The organism is Methylobacterium radiodurans (assembly GCF_003173735.1).
In the GTDB taxonomy this organism is placed as follows: Bacteria; Pseudomonadota; Alphaproteobacteria; order Rhizobiales; family Beijerinckiaceae; genus Methylobacterium; species Methylobacterium radiodurans.
On record NZ_CP029551.1, the window covers coordinates 2,245,169 to 2,269,642 of the forward strand.

Annotated in this window: 22 protein-coding genes and 1 riboswitch; of the genes, 6 read left to right on the forward strand and 16 right to left on the reverse strand. The window is 70.2% G+C overall.

The window, feature by feature from the left end; translation table 11 throughout:
• The first annotated feature begins 21 nt into the window (after positions 1 to 21).
• The 6 genes from radC (at position 22) to DK427_RS10365 (ending at position 5,544) form a co-directional block, all read left to right on the forward strand.
• A complete protein-coding gene (gene radC / locus DK427_RS10340; protein WP_109951183.1) occupies positions 22 to 759 on the forward strand; it encodes a RadC family protein in 738 nt (245 codons plus the stop codon).
• A gap of 91 nt (positions 760 to 850) precedes the next feature.
• Positions 851 to 2,290, forward strand: coding sequence for a circularly permuted type 2 ATP-grasp protein (locus DK427_RS10345; RefSeq protein ID WP_109951184.1), 1,440 nt, complete (start codon positions 851 to 853; stop codon positions 2,288 to 2,290).
• Between the two features lie 88 nt (positions 2,291 to 2,378).
• Positions 2,379 to 3,323 (forward strand): alpha-E domain-containing protein, encoded by a 945-nt coding sequence (locus tag DK427_RS10350; RefSeq protein WP_109951185.1) that lies wholly within the window; start codon positions 2,379 to 2,381, stop codon positions 3,321 to 3,323.
• 27 nt (positions 3,324 to 3,350) lie between these two features.
• Positions 3,351 to 4,178 (forward strand): transglutaminase family protein, encoded by an 828-nt coding sequence (locus DK427_RS10355; RefSeq protein WP_109951186.1) that lies wholly within the window; start codon positions 3,351 to 3,353, stop codon positions 4,176 to 4,178.
• A gap of 58 nt (positions 4,179 to 4,236) precedes the next feature.
• Positions 4,237 to 4,992, forward strand: coding sequence for a proteasome-type protease (locus DK427_RS10360; RefSeq protein WP_109951187.1), 756 nt, complete (start codon positions 4,237 to 4,239; stop codon positions 4,990 to 4,992).
• Between the two features lie 66 nt (positions 4,993 to 5,058).
• Positions 5,059 to 5,544 (forward strand): hypothetical protein, encoded by a 486-nt coding sequence (locus DK427_RS10365; protein ID WP_109951188.1) that lies wholly within the window; start codon positions 5,059 to 5,061, stop codon positions 5,542 to 5,544.
• Here the strand turns inward: DK427_RS10365 and DK427_RS10370 are convergent.
• From DK427_RS10370 to purB, 16 genes are all read right to left on the reverse strand, one after another.
• Complete coding sequence (locus DK427_RS10370; RefSeq protein ID WP_109951189.1) at positions 5,519 to 6,154, reverse strand: thiamine phosphate synthase; 636 nt, start codon at positions 6,152 to 6,154, stop codon at positions 5,519 to 5,521. The genes DK427_RS10365 and DK427_RS10370 overlap by 26 nt on opposite strands.
• Entirely contained in the window at positions 6,141 to 6,950 is an 810-nt protein-coding gene (gene thiG, locus DK427_RS10375) for a thiazole synthase (RefSeq protein WP_109951190.1), read from the reverse strand. Before thiG ends, DK427_RS10370 begins: the two co-directional genes overlap by 14 nt.
• A 2-nt stretch (positions 6,951 to 6,952) precedes the next feature.
• On the reverse strand, positions 6,953 to 7,165 hold the full coding sequence (gene thiS, locus DK427_RS10380) for a sulfur carrier protein ThiS (RefSeq protein WP_109951191.1): 213 nt from the start codon (positions 7,163 to 7,165) through the stop codon (positions 6,953 to 6,955).
• 7 nt (positions 7,166 to 7,172) lie between these two features.
• Complete coding sequence (thiO, locus tag DK427_RS10385) at positions 7,173 to 8,381, reverse strand: glycine oxidase ThiO (protein ID WP_109951192.1); 1,209 nt, start codon at positions 8,379 to 8,381, stop codon at positions 7,173 to 7,175.
• A 68-nt stretch (positions 8,382 to 8,449) separates the two neighbouring features.
• Positions 8,450 to 8,580, reverse strand: a riboswitch (TPP riboswitch).
• Positions 8,581 to 8,891: 311 nt separating this feature from the next.
• Positions 8,892 to 10,160 (reverse strand): adenylate/guanylate cyclase domain-containing protein, encoded by a 1,269-nt coding sequence (locus tag DK427_RS10395; protein WP_109951193.1) that lies wholly within the window; start codon positions 10,158 to 10,160, stop codon positions 8,892 to 8,894.
• A 141-nt stretch (positions 10,161 to 10,301) separates the two neighbouring features.
• Positions 10,302 to 12,296: an RNA polymerase sigma factor RpoD gene (gene rpoD, locus DK427_RS10400; RefSeq protein ID WP_109951194.1), complete on the reverse strand. Its 1,995-nt coding sequence runs from the start codon at positions 12,294 to 12,296 to the stop codon at positions 10,302 to 10,304.
• 199 nt (positions 12,297 to 12,495) lie between these two features.
• Positions 12,496 to 14,409, reverse strand: a complete 1,914-nt coding sequence (gene dnaG / locus DK427_RS10405; RefSeq protein WP_109951195.1) for a DNA primase — start codon at positions 14,407 to 14,409, stop codon at positions 12,496 to 12,498.
• Positions 14,410 to 14,516: 107 nt separating this feature from the next.
• A complete protein-coding gene (locus DK427_RS10410) occupies positions 14,517 to 15,431 on the reverse strand; it encodes an ROK family protein (protein ID WP_245930876.1) in 915 nt (304 codons plus the stop codon).
• Positions 15,428 to 16,843 (reverse strand): dicarboxylate/amino acid:cation symporter, encoded by a 1,416-nt coding sequence (locus DK427_RS10415; protein ID WP_204165300.1) that lies wholly within the window; start codon positions 16,841 to 16,843, stop codon positions 15,428 to 15,430. The genes DK427_RS10410 and DK427_RS10415 overlap by 4 nt, the downstream gene beginning before the upstream one ends.
• 440 nt (positions 16,844 to 17,283) lie before the next feature.
• Complete coding sequence (locus tag DK427_RS10420) at positions 17,284 to 18,204, reverse strand: CYTH domain-containing protein (RefSeq protein ID WP_109951196.1); 921 nt, start codon at positions 18,202 to 18,204, stop codon at positions 17,284 to 17,286.
• Positions 18,205 to 18,472: 268 nt separating this feature from the next.
• Entirely contained in the window at positions 18,473 to 18,886 is a 414-nt protein-coding gene (msrB, locus tag DK427_RS10425) for a peptide-methionine (R)-S-oxide reductase MsrB (protein ID WP_109954100.1), read from the reverse strand.
• A gap of 58 nt (positions 18,887 to 18,944) precedes the next feature.
• Complete coding sequence (locus tag DK427_RS10430; RefSeq protein WP_109951197.1) at positions 18,945 to 20,093, reverse strand: YihY/virulence factor BrkB family protein; 1,149 nt, start codon at positions 20,091 to 20,093, stop codon at positions 18,945 to 18,947.
• A 93-nt stretch (positions 20,094 to 20,186) separates the two neighbouring features.
• Positions 20,187 to 21,707, reverse strand: coding sequence for a malonate--CoA ligase (locus tag DK427_RS10435; RefSeq protein WP_109951198.1), 1,521 nt, complete (start codon positions 21,705 to 21,707; stop codon positions 20,187 to 20,189).
• 58 nt (positions 21,708 to 21,765) lie between these two features.
• Positions 21,766 to 22,107 (reverse strand): hypothetical protein, encoded by a 342-nt coding sequence (locus DK427_RS10440; protein WP_109951199.1) that lies wholly within the window; start codon positions 22,105 to 22,107, stop codon positions 21,766 to 21,768.
• 64 nt (positions 22,108 to 22,171) lie between these two features.
• Complete coding sequence (locus DK427_RS10445; protein ID WP_109951200.1) at positions 22,172 to 23,029, reverse strand: D-amino-acid transaminase; 858 nt, start codon at positions 23,027 to 23,029, stop codon at positions 22,172 to 22,174.
• Positions 23,030 to 23,125: 96 nt separating this feature from the next.
• Positions 23,126 to 24,433: an adenylosuccinate lyase gene (gene purB / locus DK427_RS10450; RefSeq protein WP_109951201.1), complete on the reverse strand. Its 1,308-nt coding sequence runs from the start codon at positions 24,431 to 24,433 to the stop codon at positions 23,126 to 23,128.
• Between the last annotated feature and the right edge of the window lie 41 nt (positions 24,434 to 24,474).

Genomic DNA, 24,474 nt, shown 5'->3' on the forward strand with positions numbered 1-24,474 from the left:
GTGCGGCGGCGCGGCCCCGATATGGTCGGCCCGCCCGATCCCGGGACCGAGCCTGAATCAGAAGCCCCGGCCGCGGGCGCCGGGGAGGCGCCGCACTATCTCGGCCACCGCGAGCGCCTGCGTGCCCGCTTCCTGCAGGCCGGCGCCGACGCCCTGCCGGACTACGAGCTGCTCGAACTCGTCCTGTTCCGCGCGATCCCGCGGCGGGACGTGAAGCCCTTGGCCAAGGCCCTGATCCGGCGCTTCGGCAGCTTCGCCGAGGTGGTGAGCGCCGAGCCGGCCAGGCTCGCCGAGGTCGAGGGCGTCAGCCAGGGCGTGATCACGGACCTCAAGCTGATGGAGGCGGCCGGGCGCCGCCTCGCCCGCGGCGCGATCCAGGAGCGCCCGCTCCTGTCGTCCTGGAGCGCGGTGCTCGACTATTGCCGCACCACCATGGCCTTCTCGGCCCGTGAGGAGTTCCGGATCCTGTTCCTCGACAAGCGCAACCACCTCATCGCCGACGAGGTGCAGGGGCGCGGCACCGTCGATCACACGCCGGTCTATCCCCGCGAGGTGGCGCGACGGGCGCTCGAACTCTCGGCCACCGCCATCATCCTGGCCCACAACCACCCCTCGGGCGACTCGGCGCCCTCGGCGGCCGACGTGCGGATGACACGCGAGGTGGTGAATGTGCTCGATCCACTTGGAATCATCGTGCACGACCACATCATTCTCGGACGCACCGGGCACGCCAGTCTGAAAGGGCTGAAGCTGTTCTGAGGTTGTAGCGCGTTCGAGACCGCGGGCCCCAGCGGATCCTTGGCGTGGCGCGCCTCTTGCCTCTAGCGTGCGGTATCTGGGAGGCAGCGCGATGGCCGGTGTGGCGTTCGACGAGATGACGGGATTGAGCGGACCGGCCGCCACTGAGGCGGAGATCCGGAACGCCTACGGACAACTGAAGACCTGGCTCGACACCACGCCCTCCGACCATTTCAACACCCGGCGCAGCCAGGCCGAGCTGCTGTTCCGCCGCATCGGCATCACCTTCGCGGTCTACGGCGACAACGAGTCGACCGAGCGACTGATTCCGTTCGACATCATCCCGCGGGTGCTCACCAAACCCGAATGGGGCTTCCTCGAGCGCGGGCTGAAGCAGCGGGTGACCGCGATCAACGCCTTCCTCAAGGACGTCTACGGCCCGCAGGAATGCATCAAGGCCGGCATCATCCCGGCCGACCTCGTTTACCGCAACGCGCATTACCGCATGGAGATGCGCGCCTTCCGGGTGCCGCACGACCTCTACGTCCACGTCGCCGGCATCGACATCGTGCGCACCGGCGAGAACGATTTCTTCGTGCTGGAGGACAATGCCCGCATCCCGTCCGGCGTCTCCTACATGCTGGAGAACCGGGAGGTGATGCTCAGGCTCTTCCCCGACCTGTTCTCGCGCCACCGCGTCGCGCCGGTCGAGAACTACCCGGACGCGCTGCTGGCGACGCTGCGCAGCCTCGCGCCCGCTACCGCCACGCGCGACCCCACCTGCGTGCTGCTGACCCCGGGGCGCTACAACTCGGCCTTCTACGAGCACTCCTTCCTGGCGGACAAGCTCGGCGTCGAACTGGTGGAGGCCTCCGACCTCTTCACCAAGGACGACGTCGTCTACATGCGCACCACCGAAGGGCCGCGCCGGGTCGACGTCATCTACCGCCGCCTCGACGACGACTTCCTCGACCCTCTGGTGTTCCGGCCGGATTCGGTGCTCGGCGTGCCCGGACTGATGAACGCCTACGAGCGCGGAACCGTGACCCTCGCCAACGCGGTCGGCACGGGCGTGGCCGACGACAAGGCGGTCTACAGCTACATGCCGGAGATCGTGAAGTTCTTCACCGGCGAGGAGCCGATCCTGCACAACGTGCCGACCTACCGCTGCCGCGAGAAGGACGCCTTCGCGTACGTGATGGACAACCTCAAGGACCTCGTCGTGAAGGAGGTCAACGGCTCGGGCGGCTACGGCATGCTGGTCGGCCCGCACGCGACGAAGCGCGAGATCGAGGAGTTCGGCCGGCGCCTGCGCCACGCGCCGGACGGCTTCATCGCCCAGCCGACGCTCTCGCTCTCGACCTGCCCGACCTTCGTGGCCTCGGGCGTGGCGCCGCGCCACGTGGATCTCAGGCCCTTCGTGCTCTGCGGCGCCGACGAGATCCGCATCGTGCCGGGCGGCCTCACCCGCGTCGCCCTGAAGGAGGGCTCGCTGGTGGTGAATTCCAGCCAGGGCGGCGGTACGAAGGACACCTGGGTGCTGGACGGCTGAGTGCGCCGCCCCGCGCGACGAGAGAATCCTTCCAAGAGAACCCTTCCACGCGATCGAGGCCCCACCGGCCGAACCCAGCGAAGCGCCCATGCTGTCCCGCACCGCCGACAACCTGTACTGGCTCTCGCGCTACGTCGAGCGCGCCGAGTTCGTCGCCCGCATCCTCGACGCGGCCCACCGGCTCGCCTCGCTGCCGACGAGCTACGGCGGAGGCGAGACCAACGAGTGGGCCTCCGCGCTCGCCTCCGCGGGCGATGCCGAGGCCTTCAAGGCCCATTACGACACCGTGAACAGCCACACGGTCTGCGACTTCCTGGCCTTCAGCCCGAAGAACCCGTCCTCGATCCGCACCTGCATCGAGACGGCGCGCGAGAACGCCCGCTCCGTCCGCACCGCGCTCACCACCGAGATGTGGGACGCGATCAACGGGGCGTGGCTGGAGCTGCGCTCCTACGAGGGCCGCGACCTCACGCGCGACGAGTTCTCGCGCTTCCTCGACTGGGTGAAGGGCATCTCGCTGACCTTCGACGGCTCGGCCTACCGCACGATGCTCCGGAACGACGCCTACTGGTTCACGCGGCTCGGCACCGCCATCGAGCGGGCCGACAACACCGCCCGCATCCTCGACGTGAAATACCAGATCCTGTTGCCGGCAAGCGAGAAGGTCGGTGGCAGCCTCGACTACTTCCAGTGGACCACCATCCTGCGCGAGGTCTCGGCCTTCAACGCCTACCACTGGGTCTACCGGGAGAGCATCAAGCCGCTCCTGGTGGCCGACCTCCTCATCCTCAATCGGCAGATGCCGCGCTCCTTTGCCAACTGTTACGCGATGCTGGTGGAGCATCTCGACCTGATCGCCGACGCCTACGGGCGACGCGGCCCGAGCCAGCGGCTGGCCAGCAACATGCTGGCGCGGCTGGAGGGCGAGGACATCGACCGGATCTTCACCGCGGGGCTGCACGAGTTCGTGACCGCCTTCATCGCCGAGAACAACCGGGTCGGCCAGGCAATCGCCGAGCAGTATCTGGTCTGACCGAACTGCCAACCGTAGAAGACCCGCATGCGCCTCTGCGTCGTCCATGAGACCCACTACACCTACGAGCAGCCGGCCCGGAGCCTGATCCAGGTCCTGCGGCTGACCCCGCGCGACCACGATGGGCAGTATGTCCGGCGCTGGCGCATCGACACCTCGGTCGACGGGCGGCTGACCGAGCGCGAGGACGGATTCGGCAACGTCGTCCACTGGTTCACGCCCGACGAGGCCGCCGACGCGCTCACCGTCCGGGTGACCGGCGAGGTCGACACGCTGGAGACACACGGCATCGTGCGCGGCGCGGTCGAGCGCCTGCCCGACCTGTTCTACCTGCGTGAGACCGATCTCTGCGTCGCCAGCCAGCCGATTCAGGACTTCGCCGAGCAGGTCCGGGACGCGGGCGAGCGCGCCGCTCTGCCGATGCTGCACCGCCTGCTCGCCGCGGTGCACGAGCGGGTCCGCTTCGCGCGCGGCCCGGCGAGCGCGGCCGTCACCGCCGCGAAGGCCTTCGAGGTGGAGCAGGGGGTCTGCCAGGACGTCGCCCACGTCTTCATCACGGCGGCGCGCCATCTGGAGATCCCGGCCCGCTACGTCTCGGGCTACCGCAAGCGGGAGGACGAGGACGAGGGCGCCGAGACGCCGCACGGCTGGGCGGAGGCGCTCGTCCCGGATCTCGGCTGGGTCGCCTTCGATCCCGCCCACGGCACCGGCACCTCGGAGCACTACATCCGCGTCGCCAGCGGCCTCGACTATCTCGGCGCCGCGCCGATCCGCGGCAGCCGCACGGGCGGCGGCACGGAGACGCTGGACGTCACGCTCAAGGTGGAGCAAGCCCAGGCCGCCCGGCAATCCTGATTGCTGCCCCGTTCTCGAAACGCCCGCGCCGGCAGCGGGCGAGAAGCTGTGCCCGCTCATGACCTACTGTGTCGGTTTGCTCGTCGAGGACGGGCTCGTGATGGTGGCCGATACCCGCACCAATGCGGGGCTCGACGACATCTCGACCTACCGCAAGCTGCACCACTTCAACGTGCCGGGCGAGCGCGTGATGATGCTGGCCTCGGCCGGCAACCTCTCGGTGACGCAGTCGGTGCTGAGCCTGCTCTCCGAGGGCGTGCCGGGCGAGGACGGGGAGCCGGCGACGAAGCTCGTCGAGGCGCCGACCATGTTCCAGGCGGCGCAGCTGATCGGACGGGCGATCCGCCGCGTGCGCGCCATCGAGAAGGCGGGCTTCGAGGCGGCGCAGATCCGTTTCTCGATCTCGCTCCTCTTCGGCGGCCAGATCGGCGACGAGCCGATGCGGCTGTTCCTGATCTACTCGGCCGGCAATTTCATCGAGTGCTCGACCGACGCGCCCTTCCTGCAGATCGGCGAGCACAAATACGGCAAGCCGATCCTCGACCGGGCCGTGAAGTTCGAGACGGACCTCTACGACGCGCTGAAGGTCGGGCTCGTCTCGATGGATTCGACCATGCGCTCGAATCTCGGCGTCGGCCTGCCGCTCGACATCGCGGTCGCGCGCCGCGGCGCCCTGGCGCTGGAGGTGAACCACCGGATCGAGGCGGGCGAGACCTATTTCCACGACCTGCGCGAGCGCTGGTCGGCGGCTCTGCGGGCCGCCCACCGGGCGATCCCGCGCCCGCCCTACGGGCCGGCCCCGGCGGCGAAGTAGCCCGCTACCGCACGGCCCCGTCCCGCGTTAAGCTTCGTTCCCGACGCGGAGTGCCGGGGGGACGCCGTGCGACGCCTGCTCAAATTCCTTCACACGATGGGGGCGATCGGGCTCATGGGCGCGATGGCCGCGCTCCTGGTGATGCTTGCCCACGCGCCTTCGCCCTCGGCGCTGGAGGGCTACGCGCTGATGCGCGGCGCGATGGGCGCGGTCGCGACCTGGATCTTCTTCCCCTCGCTCGCGCTGGTGCTGCTCTCGGGGCTCCTCGCCATCGCCTTCAACCGCGCCTTCCACAACGCGGGCTGGGCGCTCCTCAAGCTCGCTACCGGCATCCTGGTCTTCGAGTCCGGCTTCGTCGGCATCCTGGGGCCGATGCAGGAGGAGGCCCGGCGCAGCGCCGCCGCGCTCGCCGGCAAGGTCGATCCCGCGACGCTCGCCCAGTCGCTCGGTGCCGAGCGCGGCACGCTCTGGGTGATCCTCGCGGTCGCCACCGCCAACGTCGTGCTCGGTGTCTGGCGGCCCCGGATCATGCGGCGTCCCGCCAAGCCTTGAGCAGACGGCGGATCTCCGCCTCCGGATCGGCAGCGCGCATCGGGCCGCCCATGACGGCCAGAGTCGTCGCCCCCGCTGAGCGGCACTCAGCCGCTTGCTCCGCCGAGACGCCGCCGAGCGCCACCACCGGCAGTCCCGTGCCTGCAGCCGCCCGGATCGTGTCAGGCCCGAGCGCGGGGCCGTAGCCCGGCTTGCTCGCGCTCGCGAAGATCGGGCTCAGGGTCGCGTAGTCGGCGCCCTCCGCTCCGGCGCGCGCGACCTCCGCGACCGAATGGGCGGAGAGACCGATCAGGGCGCCCGGTCCCAGGCGGGCGCGCGCCGCGCCGATCCGGTCGAGCCGAGCGCCGGACAGGTGGACGCCGTCGGCTTCGAGTTCGGCGGCGAGATCGACGTCGCCGCCGACCGTGAGCACCGCGCCCGCTGACCGCGTCAGGTCGCGCAGCCGGGCACCGAGGCGGCGGCGCTCGGCCTCCGCCATGTCCCGGTCGCGGAACCAGATCCAGCGCGCCCCGCCCGTCAGGCAGGCCGTCACCGTGTCGGCGAGCGGCCGTTCCGAACCATGCCGGTCCGTGACGACGAGGAGGGGCCAGGGAAGGCTACGAGCCGACAAGGCCGAGCTGCGGGCTCGACGGCTCAGCCCGGCCCCGGCGCGGGATCCGGCCGGCGAGATGCGCGTCGCGGCCCGCCTCGACGGCGCGGCGCATGGCGCGCGCCATGCGCACGGGGTCGTCCGCCTTCGCCACCGCGGTGTTGATGAGGCAGGCGGCGGCGCCGAGTTCCATCGCGATCACCGCGTCGGAGGCGGTGCCGATGCCGGCATCGACCACCACCGGCACCTTGGCGCGGCGGCAGATCAGCTCGAGATTGGCCGGATTGGCCACGCCCATGCCGGAGCCGATCAACGAGCCCATCGGCATGACGGCCGCGCAGCCGATGTCCTCGAGGCGCTGGCAGACGATCGGGTCGTCGTTGCAGTAGGGCAGGACCGTGAAGCCCTCATCCACGAGGTGGCGGCAGGCCTCGATCAGCTCGGCGACGTCGGGGTAGAGCGTCTCGCGGTCGCCGATCACCTCGACCTTGATCCAGGTCGTGTCGAGCGCCTCGCGGGCCAGTTCGGCGGTCATGATCGCGTCGCGGGCCGTCTCGCAGCCGGCGGTATTCGGCAGGAAGCGCTTACCCTTGAGGATCTTCACCGTGTCCGAGCCGTGGCCCTGCAGCGAGACGCGGCGGATCGAGGCGGTGACGATCTCGGCCCCGCTCGCCTCCACAGCGTCGCGCATGATCGCCTGGCTCGGATAGCCGGCGGTGCCGATGAACAGGCGGCTGCCTAAGTTCACGCCGGCGATCACCAGCGGGTCGTCAGTCCCGGTCCGCAGCGGCGTGACGGTGTTCTGTTGCTCGCTCATGCTCAGCCTCCCTGCATGGCGCGGACGATCTCGACGCGGTCGCCGTCGCGAACCGGCGTCGCCTGCCAGTCGCGGCGGCGCACGACGCGCCCGTTGAGCGCGATGGCGACGCCCTCCGGGCTCTCGATGCCGGTCTCCTCGGCCTCGGCCCGGAACAGGGCCTCGACCGTCTCGGCCGCGATCTCGCGCGGCTCGCCGTTGATCAGAATGGTCATTGGGCTCTCACGCGATCGCTCGCGCCTCCGCCCGGAAACGGGCGAGCGTGAAGGGGCGCGCCACTGCGGGGAGCGCGCCGCTGGTGAGCAGGGCGGCCATCGCGTCCGCGGTCGCGGGCGCCAGCAGGTAGCCGTTGCGGTGATGGCCCGTCGCCGCGACGAGGCCCGGGGCCAGCGTGTCGATGATCGGCGCATCGTCGTCCGAGGTCGGGCGGTAGCCGCTCCACACGGCCTCGACTGCCATCTCTTCGATGCCCGGCAGCACGCGGCGCGCTCCCTCCAGCAGGGCGTAGAGCCCGCCCGCGGTGACGCCGTCGCGGAAGCCGCAATCCTCGACCGTCGCACCGACGATCAGGTGCCCGTCGCCCTTCGGCGCCATGTGGACCTGCTCGGTCCAGACCATGTGGGAGAGGGTACCGGTCTGGCGCGTTGTGCGCAGAGCCAGCGACTGACCCTTCAGCGGGCGGACGGGCAGGGCGAGATGGTCGGGCAGCAGGCCTGCCGCGCCGCTCCAGGCGCCGCTCGCCAGCACGACGGTGCCGGCTGTCACAGCGCCGCGCTCGGTGACGAGCCCGGTGACCCGCGATCCCGTCCAGTCGAGCCCGGTCGCGGCGCAGCCCTCGACGACGGTGACGCCCGCCGCCCGGCAGGCGAGAACCAGCGCCTGCATCACCTTGCGCGGGTCGACCTGATGGTCGAGCGGGCAGAACACGCCCGCGGTGACGGATGGGCGAAGGGTCGGTTCGCGGCGGCGCACCTCGGTGCCGGAGAGCCACTCCGCGGCGACGCCGGAGCGGCGCTGCAGGTCGTAGCGGAAGCGCAGGCGCTCGACCTCGTCGCGGCCGATGGCGAGCACCAGCGTGCCCTCCTGGCGATAGTCGATGTCGAGACCGGCGGCCGCCTGGAGCGCGTCGCGGAAGGCCGGCCAGCGGGCGAGCGAATCGATGGCGAGCGGCAGGAGGAGATCGGAGCCCGGCTCGTGCTCGGCGGCCGGTGCCAGCATGCCGGTGGCCGCGAGGCTCGCGCCCGCGCCGACCCGATCGCGCTCGACCACCACGACCTGCTTGCCAGCCTGGGCCAGGCGCCACGCGCTCGCGAGCCCGATCAGGCCGCCGCCGACGATCGCGACGTCGGCCCGGGCGGGGAGAGCGCCGGAATCGCCGGCCTCGCCGAGGCCGCGGCGCTGTCCGATGGGTGAGGCGGGCCACTGTGCCACGCAAGATCTCCGCGTCTGCCCGCAGGGATCGGTGGCCTTCCGCTTCGTGGTGAAGCGTGCGAGCCCGTCAGGGGGCCCCGGTCCAATCCCTACGCCGGTATGAGCCGGATCAGGTTCGAAGGATTTCCGCGCCGCAGGCTCTGGTGTGAGCGTGCCAGCGGTTTCTCAGCCCCTTGCCGGGGATCTCCCTGGAACAGGCGTGATGTGGACCCGGCCGCGGGCGGGGTCAAGACGGCGGGATGACAGGGGAGGCGGATGGTCGATTCGGGCCGAGCGGCTTTCCCTCTCCCCGCCGTGCGGGGAGAGGGCTCCGGCGACCTTGTCGTCGCTGGAGCGAGGCGGCAGCCGAAGGTGAGGGGGCCTCACCGCAGAAGTCTCTGCCGGAGCCGCCCCCTCACCGCCGCTGCGGCTTCGCCTCCGCTTCCCGCAGGCACGACAGGGTGCCTGCGGGCCTCTCCCCGCACGCGGAGAGAGGAAAAAGAGCGCCTTTTTCGTGAACGATCCTGCCCCTCACGCCCGCAGGCGTTCCAGAACCGCGGCCTTCGCCTTCGGCTTGTACACGGCCATCGGCTCGGGGAAGCCGTCGAGCTGGTGCTCGCCGCAATGCTCCGGATCGCCCCAGAGGAAGTCTACGAAGGGCTTCGACATCAGCAGCGGCTCGCCGAGCAAGCGGTTGAGGCGCGACAGGCGGCTCGCGAGGTTCACGTCCCGGCCGATCACCGTAAAGTCGAGCCGCTGGCCCGAGCCGACATTGCCGTAGGCCGCCTCGCCGTGGTGGAGCGCGATGCCGGCCGTGACCGGTACGGAGAAGAGGTGCAGGGCGTTCGCCTCGTCGAGGGCGGCGAGCGCCGCCTCCGCCGCGGTCAGCGCGCCCTTGGCGGCGCCGCCGAGATCGTCGCCGGGCTCGCGGAAGATCGCCAGCAGGCCGTCACCCAGATATTTCAACACCTCGCCGCCCTCGCGCTCGATCGGCGGCACGAGGCAGTCGAAGAACACGTTGAGGAGATCCACCGCCTCCTCGGGGGTCATGTCGGCGGAGATGCGGGTGTAGTCGCGCATGTCGGCGAACAGGATCGCCGAGCGAATGCGCTTGACCTGTCCGCGCCGGATGTCCCCGGACAGGATCGCCCGGTGCGGCTCGTCGCCGACATAGATCCGCAGCACGTGATCGAGCTGCTTGTTGACGAGGCGCATCTCCATCACGGCGGCGAGCGCCGGCATCACGAAGCGCAGGATCGCGATGTCGTCGTCGCGAAAACCTTCCGGAGAGCGGGTCGCGAATGTGATGCCGTTGCGGGTGCCGTTGGTGAAGAAGAGCGGTGCCACGACGTAGTGCGTGTAACCCGCGGCCCGCAGCTCGGGCAGGATGCTGTAGGGCACGTCGCCAGGCTCGGTGAGGTCGAGCAGCAGCCACTCACCCGATTCGTGCACGGTATAGAACGGGCTCTCGTGATAGGCCCGCTCCGAAACCTCACCGTGCGGGAACAGCCGCACGGTCGTGCCGGATTCGGGCGTCCAGACGCGGCCGACGCCGGAATACTCCGAGTGCAGGGTGTCGATCGCCGTCGAGGCGCGGTCCACCGGCACGCCGATCTGGTTTAGACGCTCGGCCAACCCTGAGAGCAGGTCGTCGGCCTGGGGCAGTCGCGCGCCCTCGCTCAGGAGCCAGTCGCGGATGGCCACGCAGGTCTGGAGCGCGCCGAAGGGGACGTCGTCCGCCTCCGACCCATCGGCCAGGGCCGTGGGCGGTACGGGCTGTGGCGGGCGGCGTTCGAGCATAAGGCCAAGGTGGTGGGTCGGCCATGCAAAGCAAGGCACGATGCCGGCAACGTGTGGGACAGGCTGCCCCACCCGTTCGCGGCGATGTGCGCGATCTTAGCGCAACCGCCGCGCGAGTCGAAAGACGCGCGGCGGGAATGCTCAGTTGTCGAGGAAGCTCCGGAGCTTCCGCGAACGGCTCGGGTGCTTCAGCTTCCGGAGGGCCTTCGCCTCGATCTGGCGGATGCGCTCGCGGGTCACCGAGAATTGCTGGCCGACCTCTTCGAGGGTGTGGTCGGTGTTCATGCCGATGCCGAAGCGCATGCGCAGCACGCGCTCCTCGCGCGGCGTCAGCGAAGCGAGCACGCGGGTTGTGGTCTCGCGCAGGTTCGACTGGATCGCCGCGTCGATCGGCAGGACGACGTTCTTGTCCTCGATGAAGTCGCCGAGATGGCTGTCCTCCTCGTCGCCGATGGGCGTCTCGAGCGAGATCGGCTCCTTGGCGATCTTGAGGACCTTGCGCACCTTCTCCAGCGGCATCGCCAGCTTCTCGGCCAGCTCCTCCGGGGTCGGCTCACGGCCGATCTCGTGCAGCATCTGGCGCGAGGTGCGGACGATCTTGTTGATCGTCTCGATCATGTGCACCGGAATGCGGATGGTGCGGGCCTGATCGGCGATCGAGCGGGTGATCGCCTGCCGGATCCACCACGTGGCGTAGGTCGAGAACTTGTAGCCGCGGCGGTACTCGAACTTGTCGACCGCCTTCATGAGGCCGATGTTGCCCTCCTGGATAAGGTCCAGGAACTGCAGGCCGCGATTGGTGTACTTCTTGGCGATCGAGATCACGAGGCGGAGGTTCGCCTCAATCATCTCTTTCTTGGCCTGACGGGCTTCGCGCTCACCCTTCTGGACCATGTTGACGATGCGGCGGTACTCGCCGATCTCCAGGCCCGTCTCGGAGGCGAGCGTCAGGATCTGCTCGCGCAAGGACTCGACCTGGCGGCCGCCTTTCTCGACGAGGTTCTTCCAGCCGCGACCGCCCAGCGTACCGACGCGCTCCATCCAGTTCGGATCGAGCTCGTAGCCCTGGTAGTGGCGCAGGAACTCGTCGCGCGCCACGCCGTGGCTCTCGGCGTAGCGCATCAGCCGGCCCTCGTGGCTGATCAGGCGCTTGTTGATGTCGTAGAGCTGCTCGACCAGCGCCTCGATGCGGTTGTTGTTGAGCGAGAGCGACTTCACGTCGGCGACGACGGTGTCCTTCAGCTCGACTTGGCGTAGGTTCTGCGCGTCGGTGTTCTGCTCGCCCGCGGCGCGGCGCTCCGAGCCCTCGTTCTGCGCCCGGCGCAGCTTGCGGTAGTTGTTGGCGATCGCGTCGAAGGTCTCGAGAACCTTCGGCTTGATCTCCGCCTCCATCGCCGCGAGGGAGACGTTGTTCTCCATGTCGTCTTCGTCGTCGCCACCCTCGGGCGGGGCCTGCTCGCCGTCCTCGCCCTCGGCCTCCTCGCCCTCGGCGATTTGCGGCCCGCCGCGCCCGTCCGGGCCCGCGTAGGTGGCTTCGAGGTCGATGATGTCGCGCAGGAGGACCTTGCCCTCGACGAGCTCGTCCCGCCAGATGATGATGGCCTGGAAGGTCAGCGGGCTCTCGCAGAGGCCCGCAATCATCGCCTCGCGCCCCGCCTCGATGCGCTTGGCGATGGCGATCTCGCCCTCGCGCGACAGGAGCTCCACCGAGCCCATCTCGCGCAGGTACATGCGCACGGGATCGTCCGTGCGGTCGGTCGGCTCGCGCGTCGTGGTGGTGGTGGCGACGGCACGGCTGGTGGGCGCGACCTCCGCGACCTCGGAGCCCTCGGGCTCCTCGTCGTCGGCGGCCTCGCCGTTGGCCGGCTTCTCGGCCGCCGCCTCGTCGGTCTCCTCGGCCTCGACGACGTTGATGCCCATCTCCGAGAGCTGGGACAGCACGTCCTCGATCTGGTCCGGGTCGGACTGCCCGTCGGGCAGGACCTCATTGACCTCCTCGTAGGTGATGTAGCCGCGCTTCTTGGCGAGCTTCACCATCCGCTTGACCGACGCATCGGTCAGGTCGAGGAGCGGTCCATCCGTCTGCTGCTCCGGAGCGGTATCCGCCTCGTCCCGTTCCGTTGCCTTGGTCGCCATGATCAGCCTATTGTTTTGTCCGGCGGTCCGATGACGGGGCCTTCCGGCCGCTTCCGCATCATCGGCGCCGCACCGCGCCTGCCGCGCGCCCGGACTTTCCGGCCGCGCCCTATTCCACATCCCGTATGCAAGCGTGACGCTTGACCGATTGTTAACCATGCCGCACGAATGCGGCGCGTGCCTGCCAATGGCACAAGGATCAGGCCACAGTCGAGTCGCTCGTCTCGGACGGTGTCGTCTCCGCCTCCGCCGCCAACACGACCGCCAACCCCTCCTTGGCCTGACAGAGCCACATCCAGTTCGCTTCGGTCGGCTCTTCGGCGAAGGCCCGCTCTGCTTGACGGAGTTCGCTATGTAGCGCTCCGGCCTTGCGGTGCAAGATCATGGCCTGTCTCAGAGCGTCTTCACGCAGGGCAGGGTCGGCGTGCGGCTCAAGCGTCCGCCAGTCACGCGAGCGGGCCATCGCGGTGAGGCGGGCCGCCGATTCCCCGAGCCCGGCCCGCGCCAGCCGCGCCTCGATCACGGCCCGGTCCGGGTCGCCGGCCTCCGCCGCGCAGTCGAGGAGCAGCGACAGGATCGCCCGGGCGTCCGGGTGCTCGAATTCCAGCACCATCAACTCGTCGGCGAAGGCGCCGATCATGTCCGGATGGACGAGGAGCAGGGCCGCGATCACCGCCTCGCGCACGGGCGCGGCGCCCGCAAAGCCCGCCGAGGCCGTCATCGAGGGGCTGGGGGCGGCCCGCATCCTGGGCGAGGGGGGCGGATCACCGGGGCGGAGCCGGCGCTGGAAGCCGGTCGCGTAGCCGCCCGATCGCGGCGGGGCGCCGGGCTGGCGCGGAGCGTTGCGGGGCGAGAGGCCGCGCAGACGCTCCTCGATCTCGTCGCGATAGTAGCGCTTCACCGTCTCGTCGCGGATGCCGCCGACCGTCTCGCGGAGCGTCGCGGCGAGCCGCGCCCGGCGCTCGGGCGTGTCGGTCGGGCCGGCGGCGAGCGCGTGCGCCCAGAACACCTCGACGAGTGGCTGCGCCGCGGCGAGGACCCGGTCGATCGCAGCCGGCCCCTCCGCGCGCAGGAGGTCGTCCGGATCCTGCCCCTCCGGCATCACGGCAAAGCGCAGCGACTTGCCCGGGGTGAGCAGCGGCAGCGCCACCTCCAGCGTTCGGTGGGCGGCGCGCTGGCCGGCCTTGTCGCCGTCGAAGCAGAGGATCGGCTCGTCGGCGTGGCGCCAAAGCAGGGCGAGCTGCTCCTCCGTGACCGCGGTGCCGAGCTGCGCCACCGTGTTGGGGTGGCCGGCGAGCGTCATCGCGATGGCGTCGACATAGCCCTCGACCGCCAGGATGGTGCCGCGCTCGTGGGCGGGCTGGCGGGCCTGATGCAGGTTGTAGAGGCCCTGACCCTTGTGGAAAAGCGGGGTCTCAGGGGAGTTCAGATACTTCGCCTTGGCGTCGGCCTGCATGGCCCGGCCGCCGAAGGCGATGACCCGGCCGCGGGCGTCGCAGATCGGGAACATCACCCTGTCGCGGAAGCGATCGTAGGGCACGGCGATGTCGTCGCCCGTGACCAAGAGGCCGAGCTCGGCCATCAGGCCCTTCTCGACGTCCTTGCCCGCCAGGAAGTCCCGCAGGCCGTAGCGTTCGCCCGGCGCGTAGCCGATGCGGAAGCGCCTCAGCGTCTCGCCGCCGAGGCCCCGCCGGTCGAGGTAGTCGCGGGCCGCCGCGCCTGCGGGCGCGCGCAGGCGCTCCTCGAACCAGGTAGCTGCCAGCTCCATCACCTCGATCGCGCCCCGGCGCTTGATCTCGATCGCCACGCTGTCGGCGGAGGGGGCGGGCAGCGCGACTCCGGCCTCGGAGGCGAGGCGCTCGACGGCCTCCGGGAAGGTCAGCCCCTCGGTCTCCATCAGGAAGGTGAAGACGTCGCCGTGCTTGCCCGAGGAGAAGCAGTGAAAGAACTGCTTCTGGTCGTTCACGTAGAAGGAGGGCGTCTTCTCGGCGTTGAAGGGTGACAGACCGCGCCACTCGCGACCGGCCTTCTTCAGCTTCACGCGCCGCCCGACCACGTCGGAGGCCGGCAGGCGGCTGCGGATCTCTTCGAGGATGTGGGGCGGGTAGCGCACGGGTCTCGGCGGCCTGACGAATCCTTCGGCGGACCCGTGATTGTAGCGCAGGCTCGCCCATCGCGGGGTTAAGGCGCCGCGCCTGTGAATTGCGGTGACGGCAGGGCTCAGGCGTCACCGTTCCAGAGCCACGCCGCGCCGCGCACGCCCGAGGCGTCGCCGTGCAGGCTCGGGCGGATCGGCGTGTCGAAGGCGTCCGAGAAGACGTGCGGCGCGGTCTCTTCGGCGAGGCCGTCGATCAGTTCCGGCACCCGGGAGAGGCCGCCGCCGATCACGATCACGTCCGGGTCGAGGATGTTGACGACGTGGGCGAGCCCGCGCCCGAGCCGGTCGCGATAGGCCGCGACGCTCATTCGCGCCGCCGGATCCCCCGCCCGGAAGGCGGCGATCACCGCCTCGCCGGTCGCGGCCGCGCCGGTGCGGCGGGCGTGGTCGGCGGCGAGCCCCGGACCCGAGAGCCAGGTCTCGATGCAGCCCGAGCGGCCGCAATAGCAGGGCGGCCCCGGCCGCTCGTCGTCGGTCGGGGCGGGTAGGGGATTGTGGCCCCACTCGCCCGCGATGCGGTCGCGGCCGGAGAGCGCTCGGCCACGAAGCGCGATGCCTGATCCGACCCCGGTGCCGAGGATGATCGCCCAGACCACCTCCGCCCCCTTGGCCGCGCCGTCGACCGCCTCCGAGACGGCGAGGCAGTTGGCGTCGTTCTCCACGCGGACCGGCCGCCCGAGGAGCTCCGCGAGATCGGCCCGAAACGCACGGCCGTTGAGCCACGTGGAGTTCGCGTTCTTCACGAGCCCGCTGCGGGCCGAGACCGCGCCCGGCATGCCGATGCCGACGCTGCACGGCGCGCCGGCCTCGGCCTCCAGCCGGGCGACGAGGCCGGAGATGGCGGCGAGCGTCCCTGCGTAGTCGCCGCGCGGCGTCGCCACCCTGGCCTCCGCCCGGGTGGCGCCGGCCTCGTCGAGGACGATCCCGGCGATCTTGGTGCCGCCGAGATCGATGCCGAGGCGCAGCTTCGCGCTCACTCGGCCGCGGCGACCTTCGTGCCCGGGGCGGGCGTCGGCTTCGTGTCGGCGTCGATCGGCGCGGGCGCGTGGTCAGAGATGTCGGTGCCGATGGCGATCGGATGGGCCATCACCTCGTTGAGCTTCTTCACGTCGAGCTCGCCTTCCCAGCGGCTGACGACGACGCAGGCGACACCGTTGCCGATGAGGTTGGTGATGGCGCGGCACTCGGACATGAACTTGTCGATGCCGAGCACCAGGGTCATGGCCGCGACCGGAACCGGGTTGTTCGGAATCGCGGCGAGCGTGGCGGCCAGCGTGATGAAGCCCGCGCCCGTGACGCCCGAGGCGCCCTTCGAGGTCAGCATCGCGACCAGGATGATGGTGGCGTACTGCCCGACCGAGAGGTCGGCCCCGACCGCCTGCGCCAGGAACAGCGTCGCCAGCGTCATGTAGATGTTGGTGCCGTCGAGGTTGAACGAGTAGCCGGTCGGCACGACGAGGCCGACGACCGAGTCGGAGGCGCCGAGGCGGCGCATCTTGGTCATGATGTGCGGCAGCACCGTCTCGGATGAGGAGGTGCCGAGCACGATCAGCAGCTCGTCCTTGATGTAGGCCAGGAACTTGAAGATCGAGAAGCCGGCGAAGCGCGCGATGCCCCCGAGCACCACGATCACGAACAGGGCCGAGGTCACGTAGAAGGTGCCGACCAGCCAGGCGAGGTCCACGACCTTCTGGATGCCGTACTCGCCGATGGTGAAGGCCATGGCGCCGAAGGCGCCGATGGGCGCGAGCTTCACGATCAAGCCGATGATGCGGAAGAAGATCTGGCCCGCCGTGTCGATGGCGTGGGCGATGCCCTCCGCCTTCTGGCCCATGCCGGTGACGACGACGCCCGTGAGGATCGAGATCAGCAGCACCTGCAGCAGGTCGCCGGTGGCGAAGGCGTCGAAGAAGCTCTTCGGGATCAGCGCCATGATGTGGGCGATGGTCGAGTCGGCCGCGGCCTTCTGGGCGTAGCCCGCGACCTTGCTGGCATCGAGCTTTGACGGGTCGGCGTGGAAGCCGGCGCCCGGCTGGATCACCTCGCCGACGACGATGCCGATGAGGAGCGCTAGGGTTGAGACCACCTCGAAGTAGATCAGCGCCTTGAGGCCGACGCGGCCGACCTTCTTCAGGTCGCCGATCGAGGCGATGCCGTGCACGATGGTGCAGAAGATGATCGGCGCGATCATCATCTTGATCAGCGCCACGAAGGCGTCGCCGAGCCATTTCAGCGACTTGCCGAACTCGGGGTAGAGGTAGCCGATCGCGACGCCCAGCACGATGGCGATCAGCACCTGGATGTAGAGCACCTTGTACCAGGGCTCGCGCGGAGCGGCCCCCGCCGTCCCCGTATGGCTCGTCGTGGCAGCTTGGGTCATCTGGGCCATCCGGTCCCCCCGCGCACGGAAAGTCCGTGCCTCCTCGCGGTCCCGCATCGGGGACACACAGGCGATTTTTTTCACGCGGCGCGGATGAAATCGCGCACTCGGTTGCTCTAGCGGCTTTGTCGTGGGGCCTCAACGCCGCCCCGGGCCTCGCCGCAGCGGAACGCGTGACAAAAGCCGGCGGATACCAAAACCAGCTTTTCAGCCGCAGCGCCGGGATCGGGTGCGATGATTTACGGGTCTAGACTGTTGACGTCGTGATCTCGGATCTCGACGGACCGGCTTCGCGCGATCTGCGCCGTTCCGCGCAAGCACGGCGGAAGGCGGGCGGCTGGTGCGATCGTGAACGGTCTTGCGCGGATGATCGAAATGGTTCGCCCGGCAGTGCGAGGCGCTGCCGGGCGACGATCGGGTTTCTTCGCGGCCGAGGCCGGATACTGGTCTCAGGTTTGCGGCTGCGTCCGGCGCGGGCGCACGGTCCAGCGCTCGAACCCGGCCGCCGGATCCTCGCTGGCCGCCGGCTGGCTCGGCTCCTGCGGCTGCTGGATCGCCGCGCCGAGCGCCTGGGACAGGCTCTCGATCACGTCGTCGATGCGCGCGTCGGTGGGGCGCTGCTCCTCGGGGGCCGGGGCCGGACTCGGTTCGGCAATGGCCTGTGCCGGGGCCGGCTGCTCGGCCGGCGGCTCCGGGGCAGGCTCGGGCGCCGCGGTCGGAGCGGCCGCCGGTGCCGCAGCGCCGGCGCCGCCCGCGATTCGGCGCAGGGAGTTCACCACGCCCTCGTCGCCCTCGGAGCGGGATTCGGGCGGGCGCGGCGCGCTGTTGCCGTAGCGGCCGAAGCCGAAACGGGGCTCGAGCAGGTCGAGCACCGCGTCGAGCGCGGCGTTGCTGAGCGAGATATCCCCGGTCTGCGGCACGCCCTGAAGCGCCACGGCCTGACGCTCGTAGGCGGCGTCCTCGCTCACCTCGCGACCGAACCAGGCCGGGGCGGCGAAGCCGCGGGCATCGTTCTCGTTGTCGAAACCGACGCTGACGATGTCGAGGTTCCCGGGGCTGCTGTAGCGGTCGATCATCACCTCGCGGCCCGCGACGGTCAGCGCGGTGCGGTCGTAGGCGGCCTTGCCGGGGCAGACGTCGAGAAGCGCGTCGCCGTGGGCGCGCGGCACCTCGGTGCGCTCCTCGTTGAGCACGCCGTCGGCGCCCTTCACGGTGAGGACGAGGTGACAGTTCTGGCCGTCGACGCGCACGAAGGAGGTGCGGCCGGCCTGGGGGGCGAAGTAGCCCTCGGTGATGCGCGAGCCGCCGCGTTCCTTGCGGATGAGACGGACCAGCGCGGGCGCGATCAGGAAACGGCGGACGACGCTCATACTCTTTACCTCCGCTTAGGCCTTCCGGCGGTACGGCGACCGACGGCTCCTGGCCGGCAAACGCCGTTCGGGTCTTAGTCGTCGGAAGACCGTAAGCGGACCTGGGCAGCCAGGGCGCGCGCGGGGCGCGCGATCGCCGGTCGACAGAGCGATTACAACCTCTCGTAACGTCAGGGACTAAGCAGAAAGCCGCCGAAATCAAGACGAAACCGGGAGATAGCGCCCGTTCGTTGGCGCCATCCCCACGGATTCGCACGATACGGGCCGTCTACTCGGCTGGCTCGAAGTTCATCGCCACGCCGTTCATGCAGTAGCGCAGGCCGGTCGGGGCCGGGCCGTCGTCGAAGACGTGGCCGAGGTGGCCCTTGCAGCGGGCGCAGTGCACCTCGGTGCGCACCATCCAGTGGCTGCGGTCGACCGTGGTCTCGACGGCGTCGGGCAGCGGCGCGAAGAAGCTCGGCCAGCCGGTGCCCGACTCGAACTTGGTCCCCTGCTCGAACAGCGGCGCGCCGCAGCCGGCGCAGGTGAAGGTGCCGGCCCGCTTCTCGGCGAGCAGGCAGCTCGTGCCGGCCCGCTCGGTGCCGTGCTCGCGCAGCACCCGGTACTGGTCCGGGGTCAGCGTGTCGCGCCACTCGCTCTCGCTGCGGGTCTCGGGTGCGGTCGTCGCGTCGGTCGCGGCCATCGGGTCCTCCATGTCTGGTGTGCCAGATATGGCGTCTCCCGCAGGCTCGCGCGAGTCGTCACGCCGCCGCGCCGAGGGAATCGGCCATGCGGGCTTCCCGCTGGCCCATCGGCAGAGCGGGGCCGGTGGTGGTGTCGATCGCGGTCTGGTGCTCGATCTCGGCATTGATCTCGCCGCCGAGCAGCACGATCGTGGAGGAGATCCAGATCCAGGTCATGAAGCCGATGACCGCGCCGAGCGAGCCGTAGGTCTCGTTGTAGTTGCCGAAATTCGTCACGTACCAGGAGAACAGGAGTGAGGCCGCGAGCCAGAGTAGGCAGGCTACGACGCTGCCGACGCCGACCCAGCGCCAGCGCGCGTGCTCGCGGCTCGGGCCGTAGCGGTAGAGCACCGAGAGGCCGCCGAGCAGCACAAGGAGAAGGGCCGGCCAGCGCAGCGCCGCGACGAGCCACGCGCTGTCGCTGATTCCGATGAAGGTGAACACCACCGGAAGCACGACGATCGAGGTGATGGCCAGGATCGTGAAGACGAGGGCGCCGATCGTGAAGGTGAGCGAGCGCAGGTTCAGCACGACGAAGCTGCGCTTCTCCTCCTCCTCGTAGACCACGTTGAGCGCGTCGAACATCGCCTTCATGGCGGCGTTCGCGCTCCAGAGCGAGAGGGCGAGGCTGGTCAGGAAGGTGAAGCTCAGCGCGCCGCCGCCCTTCGAGGCGATGCGCTTGACCTGCTCGCCGATGATGTCGATCGCCCCGGAGGGCAGCACGCCCTGCAGCGTCGCGAGGTGATCGTTGATGACGTTGGCGTCCGCGAACAGGCCGTAGCAGGAGACCAGGGCGGCGATCGCGGGGAACAGCGAGAGCAGCGTGTAGAAGGTCACGCCCGCCGCGACCGAGAGCACCCGGTCCTTGTTGAACTCGAGGTAGACCCGGTAGGCGATGTCCTTCCAGCCGTGCTGCGGGATCTCGTCCGGGCGGCTGGCGCCGCGCCCGCGCTCGGGCTGCGTCGCGGCGACCAGCGCGGCGGAGCGGCCGGTATAGGAACGTGCGCCCGTCTCCCCCCGCGCGGGCGGTTCCAGCGCATCCTCCTCTGACCCGCGCTTCGGTGCGAGCGCGAGGGCGATCAAGGCCGAGCCCAGAAGCATCGTCCACAGGACCGACGCGGGGGCGCCCTCCGGCGGTGCGGACGGGCGAGGGTCTTGGGCTGGCATGGAGCGTCGGGTACCGGCATGCGCGTGTGCGCGCACAGGTGGCAAACGTCGCCGTAGGCCGGGGCGTTCCGCTGGCGGCTGTGGACGCGCGCCTCAGCCCGCGTAGAGCCCCGCATGCTGCTCGCGCAGGAGGTTCTTCTGCACCTTGCCCATGGTGTTGCGGGGCAGCTCCGCGGCGAAGAGCACCCGCTTCGGGCATTTGAACTTGGCGAGCCGCCCTTCGAGATGCGCGAGGATCGCGGCCTCGTCGGGTGGGTTCTCGCCCGGCACCACCACCGCCGTGACGCCCTCGCCGAAATCCGGATGGGCGAGCCCGATGACCGCCGATTCCACCACGCCCGGCAGCGCGTCGATCTCGGTCTCGACCTCCTTCGGGTAGACGTTGAATCCGCCCGTGATGATCAGGTCCTTGCCGCGCCCGACGATGTGGACGTAGCCGTCGGCGTCGATCTTGCCGAGGTCGCCCGTGATGAAGAACCTGTCCGCCCGGAACTCGGCGGCCGTCTTCTCCGGCATGCGCCAGTAGCCCTGGAACACATTCGGCCCCTTCACCTCGATCATGCCGACCGTGTCGGCGGGAAGCGCCTTCCCCGTCTCCGGATCCACCACCCGGATCGAGACGCCCGGCAGCGGGAAACCGACCGTGCCGGCGACCCGGGCGCCCTCGTAGGGGTTCGAGGTGCTCATGTTGGTCTCGGTCATGCCGTAGCGTTCCAGGATGGCGTGGCCCGTGCGGGCCTGCCATTCCCGGTGCGTCTCGGCGAGCAGCGGCGCCGAGCCGGACACGAACAGGCGCATGTGCCCGGTGGTCTCCCGGTCGAGCCCCGGCTCCTTCAGGAGGCGGGTGTAGAAGGTCGGCACGCCCATCATGCTGGTCGCCCGCTTCATCAGCGAGAGGATCAGCTTCGGGTCGAGCCGCGGCAGGAACAGCATCGTGGAGCCCGACGCCAACACCGTATTGATCGCCACGAACAGGCCGTGGGTGTGGAACACCGGCAGGGCGTGGATCAGCACGTCGTCGGGGGTGAAGCGCCAGTATTCCCGCAGCGTCCGGGCGTTCGAGGCGAGGTTGTCGTGGCTGAGCATGGCGCCCTTCGAGCGCCCGGTCGTGCCCGAGGTGTAGAGGATCGCAGCGAGATCGTCGGCGCCCCGCTCCACCTCGTTGAAGGCCTCGGCGCCGGCCTGGTCCGCGGCCTCCGCGGCGCTCCCCCGTCCGGAGGCTTCGAGGGTGAGCATGTGGCGCACGCCGGCGGCCGCCGCGACGTCGGTGAGCGCCTCGCGCTTGGCCGGATCGCAGACAAAGACGGCCGGCTCCGCGTCGCCCAGGAAGTAACCGATCTCGGCCGCCGTGTAGGCCGTGTTGAGGGGCAGGAAGACAGCGCCAGCCCGCACCGCGCCGAGATAGAGAAACACCACTTCGGCGCTCTTCTCGACCTGCACCGCGACCCGGTCGCCGGGCTGGACGCCGAGCCCCTGCAGCGCGGCCGCGTAGGCGCCCGAGCGCGCCACGAGGTCGGCGTAGCTGTAGGTGCGCCCCTCGGGCGTCTCGATGAAGGTCTTGGCGGTGTCGGCGGGCAGGCCCTCCCGGACGAGGGCGAACAGATGATTCGTCATGGTGGCGAGCCCTAGCACAGCGGCGCGCGCGCGCCAGCGGGCGCACCGCGCCCGAGGCTCACTTCGCCTCGGTGCCGGGCTGGCGGCCGGGCAGCTCGTTCGGCTTGATCACCGGCATCGTGCCGCCCCCCGTCGCCGGCGGCTTCACCACCATGCCCTCGGCGGCGTTGCCCGGTGGCTTGATCACGCCGTCGTTCCGCTGGAGCTTGTCGCTGAGGTTCTGGTCGCGCGGCGGAGCGTCGGCCTCGGGGCGCACGCGGTCCGGCGGCGTCTGGCTCTGGGGCGGCAGGGCCGGATCGGTGTCGCGGTTCTTGAGCGGCGCGTCCGGGTTCTGCGCGAGCGCGCCGGTCGCCGCGAGGGCGAGCGCCGCGGCGGCGAGCCCGGTCAGGATCTTGCGCATCTCGAATCTCTCTCAGGCCTCGGTATGGCAGAGGGAACGAGGGCTGAGAGGATCCGTTCCGGAATCAGGTCGCGCGGGCCATGCCGATGTAGAGTTCGCGCAGGCGTCGGGTGAGGGGGCCGGGCCGCCCGTCGCCGATCGCGGTGCCGTCGATCTCGACCACCGGCATCACGAAGGACGAGGCGCTGGTGTAGAAGGCTTCTTGCGCGGCATGCGCCTCCTCTACCGAGAACAGCCGCTCCTCGACCGTCAGCTCCGCCTCCTCGGCGAGCCGCAGCACTGCCGCCCGGGTGATGCCGGGCAGGAGCGCCGTCGAGAGCGGCCGCGTCACGAGCCGGCGGTCCCGCGTGACGATGAAGGCGGTGGAGGACGAGCCCTCGGTGACGGCGCCGTCCTCGACCATCCAGGCCTCGGAGACGCCGGCCGCGACCGCCGCCTGCTTGGCGAGCACCTGGGCGAGCAGCGCCACCGACTTGATGTCGCGCCGCTTCCAGCGGATGTCCTCGACGGTGATCACCTTCGCGCCGCGCTCGGCCAAGGGGTTGGCCGCCACCGTCTTTCCTTGCGTGAACATCACGACGGTCGGGGCGGTGTCGACGGGCGGGAAGCCGAAATCGCGCTCGTACACGCCGCGGGTCACCTGCATGTAGACCAGGCCCTCGGCGAGTCCGTTGCGGGCCACGAGCTCCATCTCCAGCCGCTCCCACTCTTCCAGACTATGCGGGTTGCGGATGCCGATCTCGCCGAGCGAGCGGTCGAGGCGGGCCAGATGCGCGGCGTTGTCGACGAGCCGACCGTCCAGCACCGCCGAGACCTCGTAGATCCCGTCCGCGAACAGGAAGCCACGGTCCATCACCGGGACCTTGGCCTCCTCGAAGGGGAGGAACGCGCCGTTGAGATAGACGATGCGGGGGCTGGTCACGGCGGATCTGGCCTCTGGCTGGGGGTGATCGCTTGCGTAGCAGGATTCATGCGGGGGCACGCATTCGCGCCCCGCAGGGCGGGAGTGCGGCGTCGCTCACGCCTCGCCGAACACCCGCTGGAAGATCGTGTCGACGTGCTTCAAGTGGTAGCCGAGATCGAAGCATGCCTCGATCTGCTCAGGGGTGAGCGCGGCGGTGACCTCGGGGTCGGCCTTGAGCAGGGTCAGGAAGTCGCCCTCGCCGCGCCAGACCGGCATCGCGTTGCGTTGGACCAGCCGGTAGGAATCCTCCCGGGAGACGCCGGCCTGGGTCAGCGCCAGCAGCACCCGCTGCGAGTGCACGAGGCCGCCGAGCCGGTCGAGGTTCTTCTGCATGTTGGCCGGGTAGACCAGGAGCTTGTCGATCACGCCGGTCATGCGGGCGAGCGCGAAGTCGAGGGTCACTGTCGCGTCCGGGCCGATCATGCGCTCGACCGAGGAGTGCGAGATGTCCCGCTCGTGCCAGAGCGCCACGTTCTCCATCGCGGGAATCGCGTAGCCGCGCACCATCCGGGCGAGGCCGGTGATGTTCTCGGTGAGCACGGGGTTGCGCTTGTGCGGCATGGCGGAGGAGCCCTTCTGGCCCTCGGAGAAGAACTCTTCGGCCTCCAGCACCTCGGTGCGCTGCAGGTGGCGCACCTCGATCGCGAGCCGCTCCAGCGACGAGGCGACGACGCCCAGCGTCGCGAAGAACATCGCGTGGCGGTCGCGCGGGATGACCTGCGTCGAGACCGGCTCCGCCTTGAGGCCCATCTGCCCGGCGACGTATTCCTCGACCCGCGGGTCTATGTTGGCGAAGGTGCCCACCGCGCCCGAGATCGCGCAGGTGGCGACCTCTTCGCGGGCGGCCACGAGCCGGGCGCGATTGCGGGCGAACTCCGCGTAGGCCTGGGCGAGCTTCAGGCCGAAGGTCACGGGCTCGGCGTGGATGCCGTGCGAGCGGCCGATGGTCGGCGTCGTCTTGTGCTCGAAGGCGCGGCGCTTCAGCGCTTCGAGGAGCGCGTCCACGTCCGCGATCAGGATGTCGGCGGCGCGCACCAGCTGCACATTGAGGCAGGTGTCGAGCACGTCCGAGGAGGTCATGCCCTGGTGCACGAAGCGGGCGTCGGGTCCGACGATCTCGGCGAGATGCGTCAGGAACGCGATGACGTCGTGCTTCGTCACCGCCTCGATCTCGTCGATGCGGGTGACGTCGAACTGCGCGTCCTTCCCCTTCGCCCAGATCGTCTCGGCGGCGGCTTTCGGCACCACGCCGATCTCGGCGAGCGCGGTGGTGGCGTGGGCCTCGATCTCGAACCAGATCCGGAAGCGGGTTTCCGGCGTCCAGATCGCGCTCATCGCGGGGCGAGAATAGCGGGGGATCATGCGGGCGCCTCGAAGTCCAGTGCGTGCGGGGCCGCGCCCCG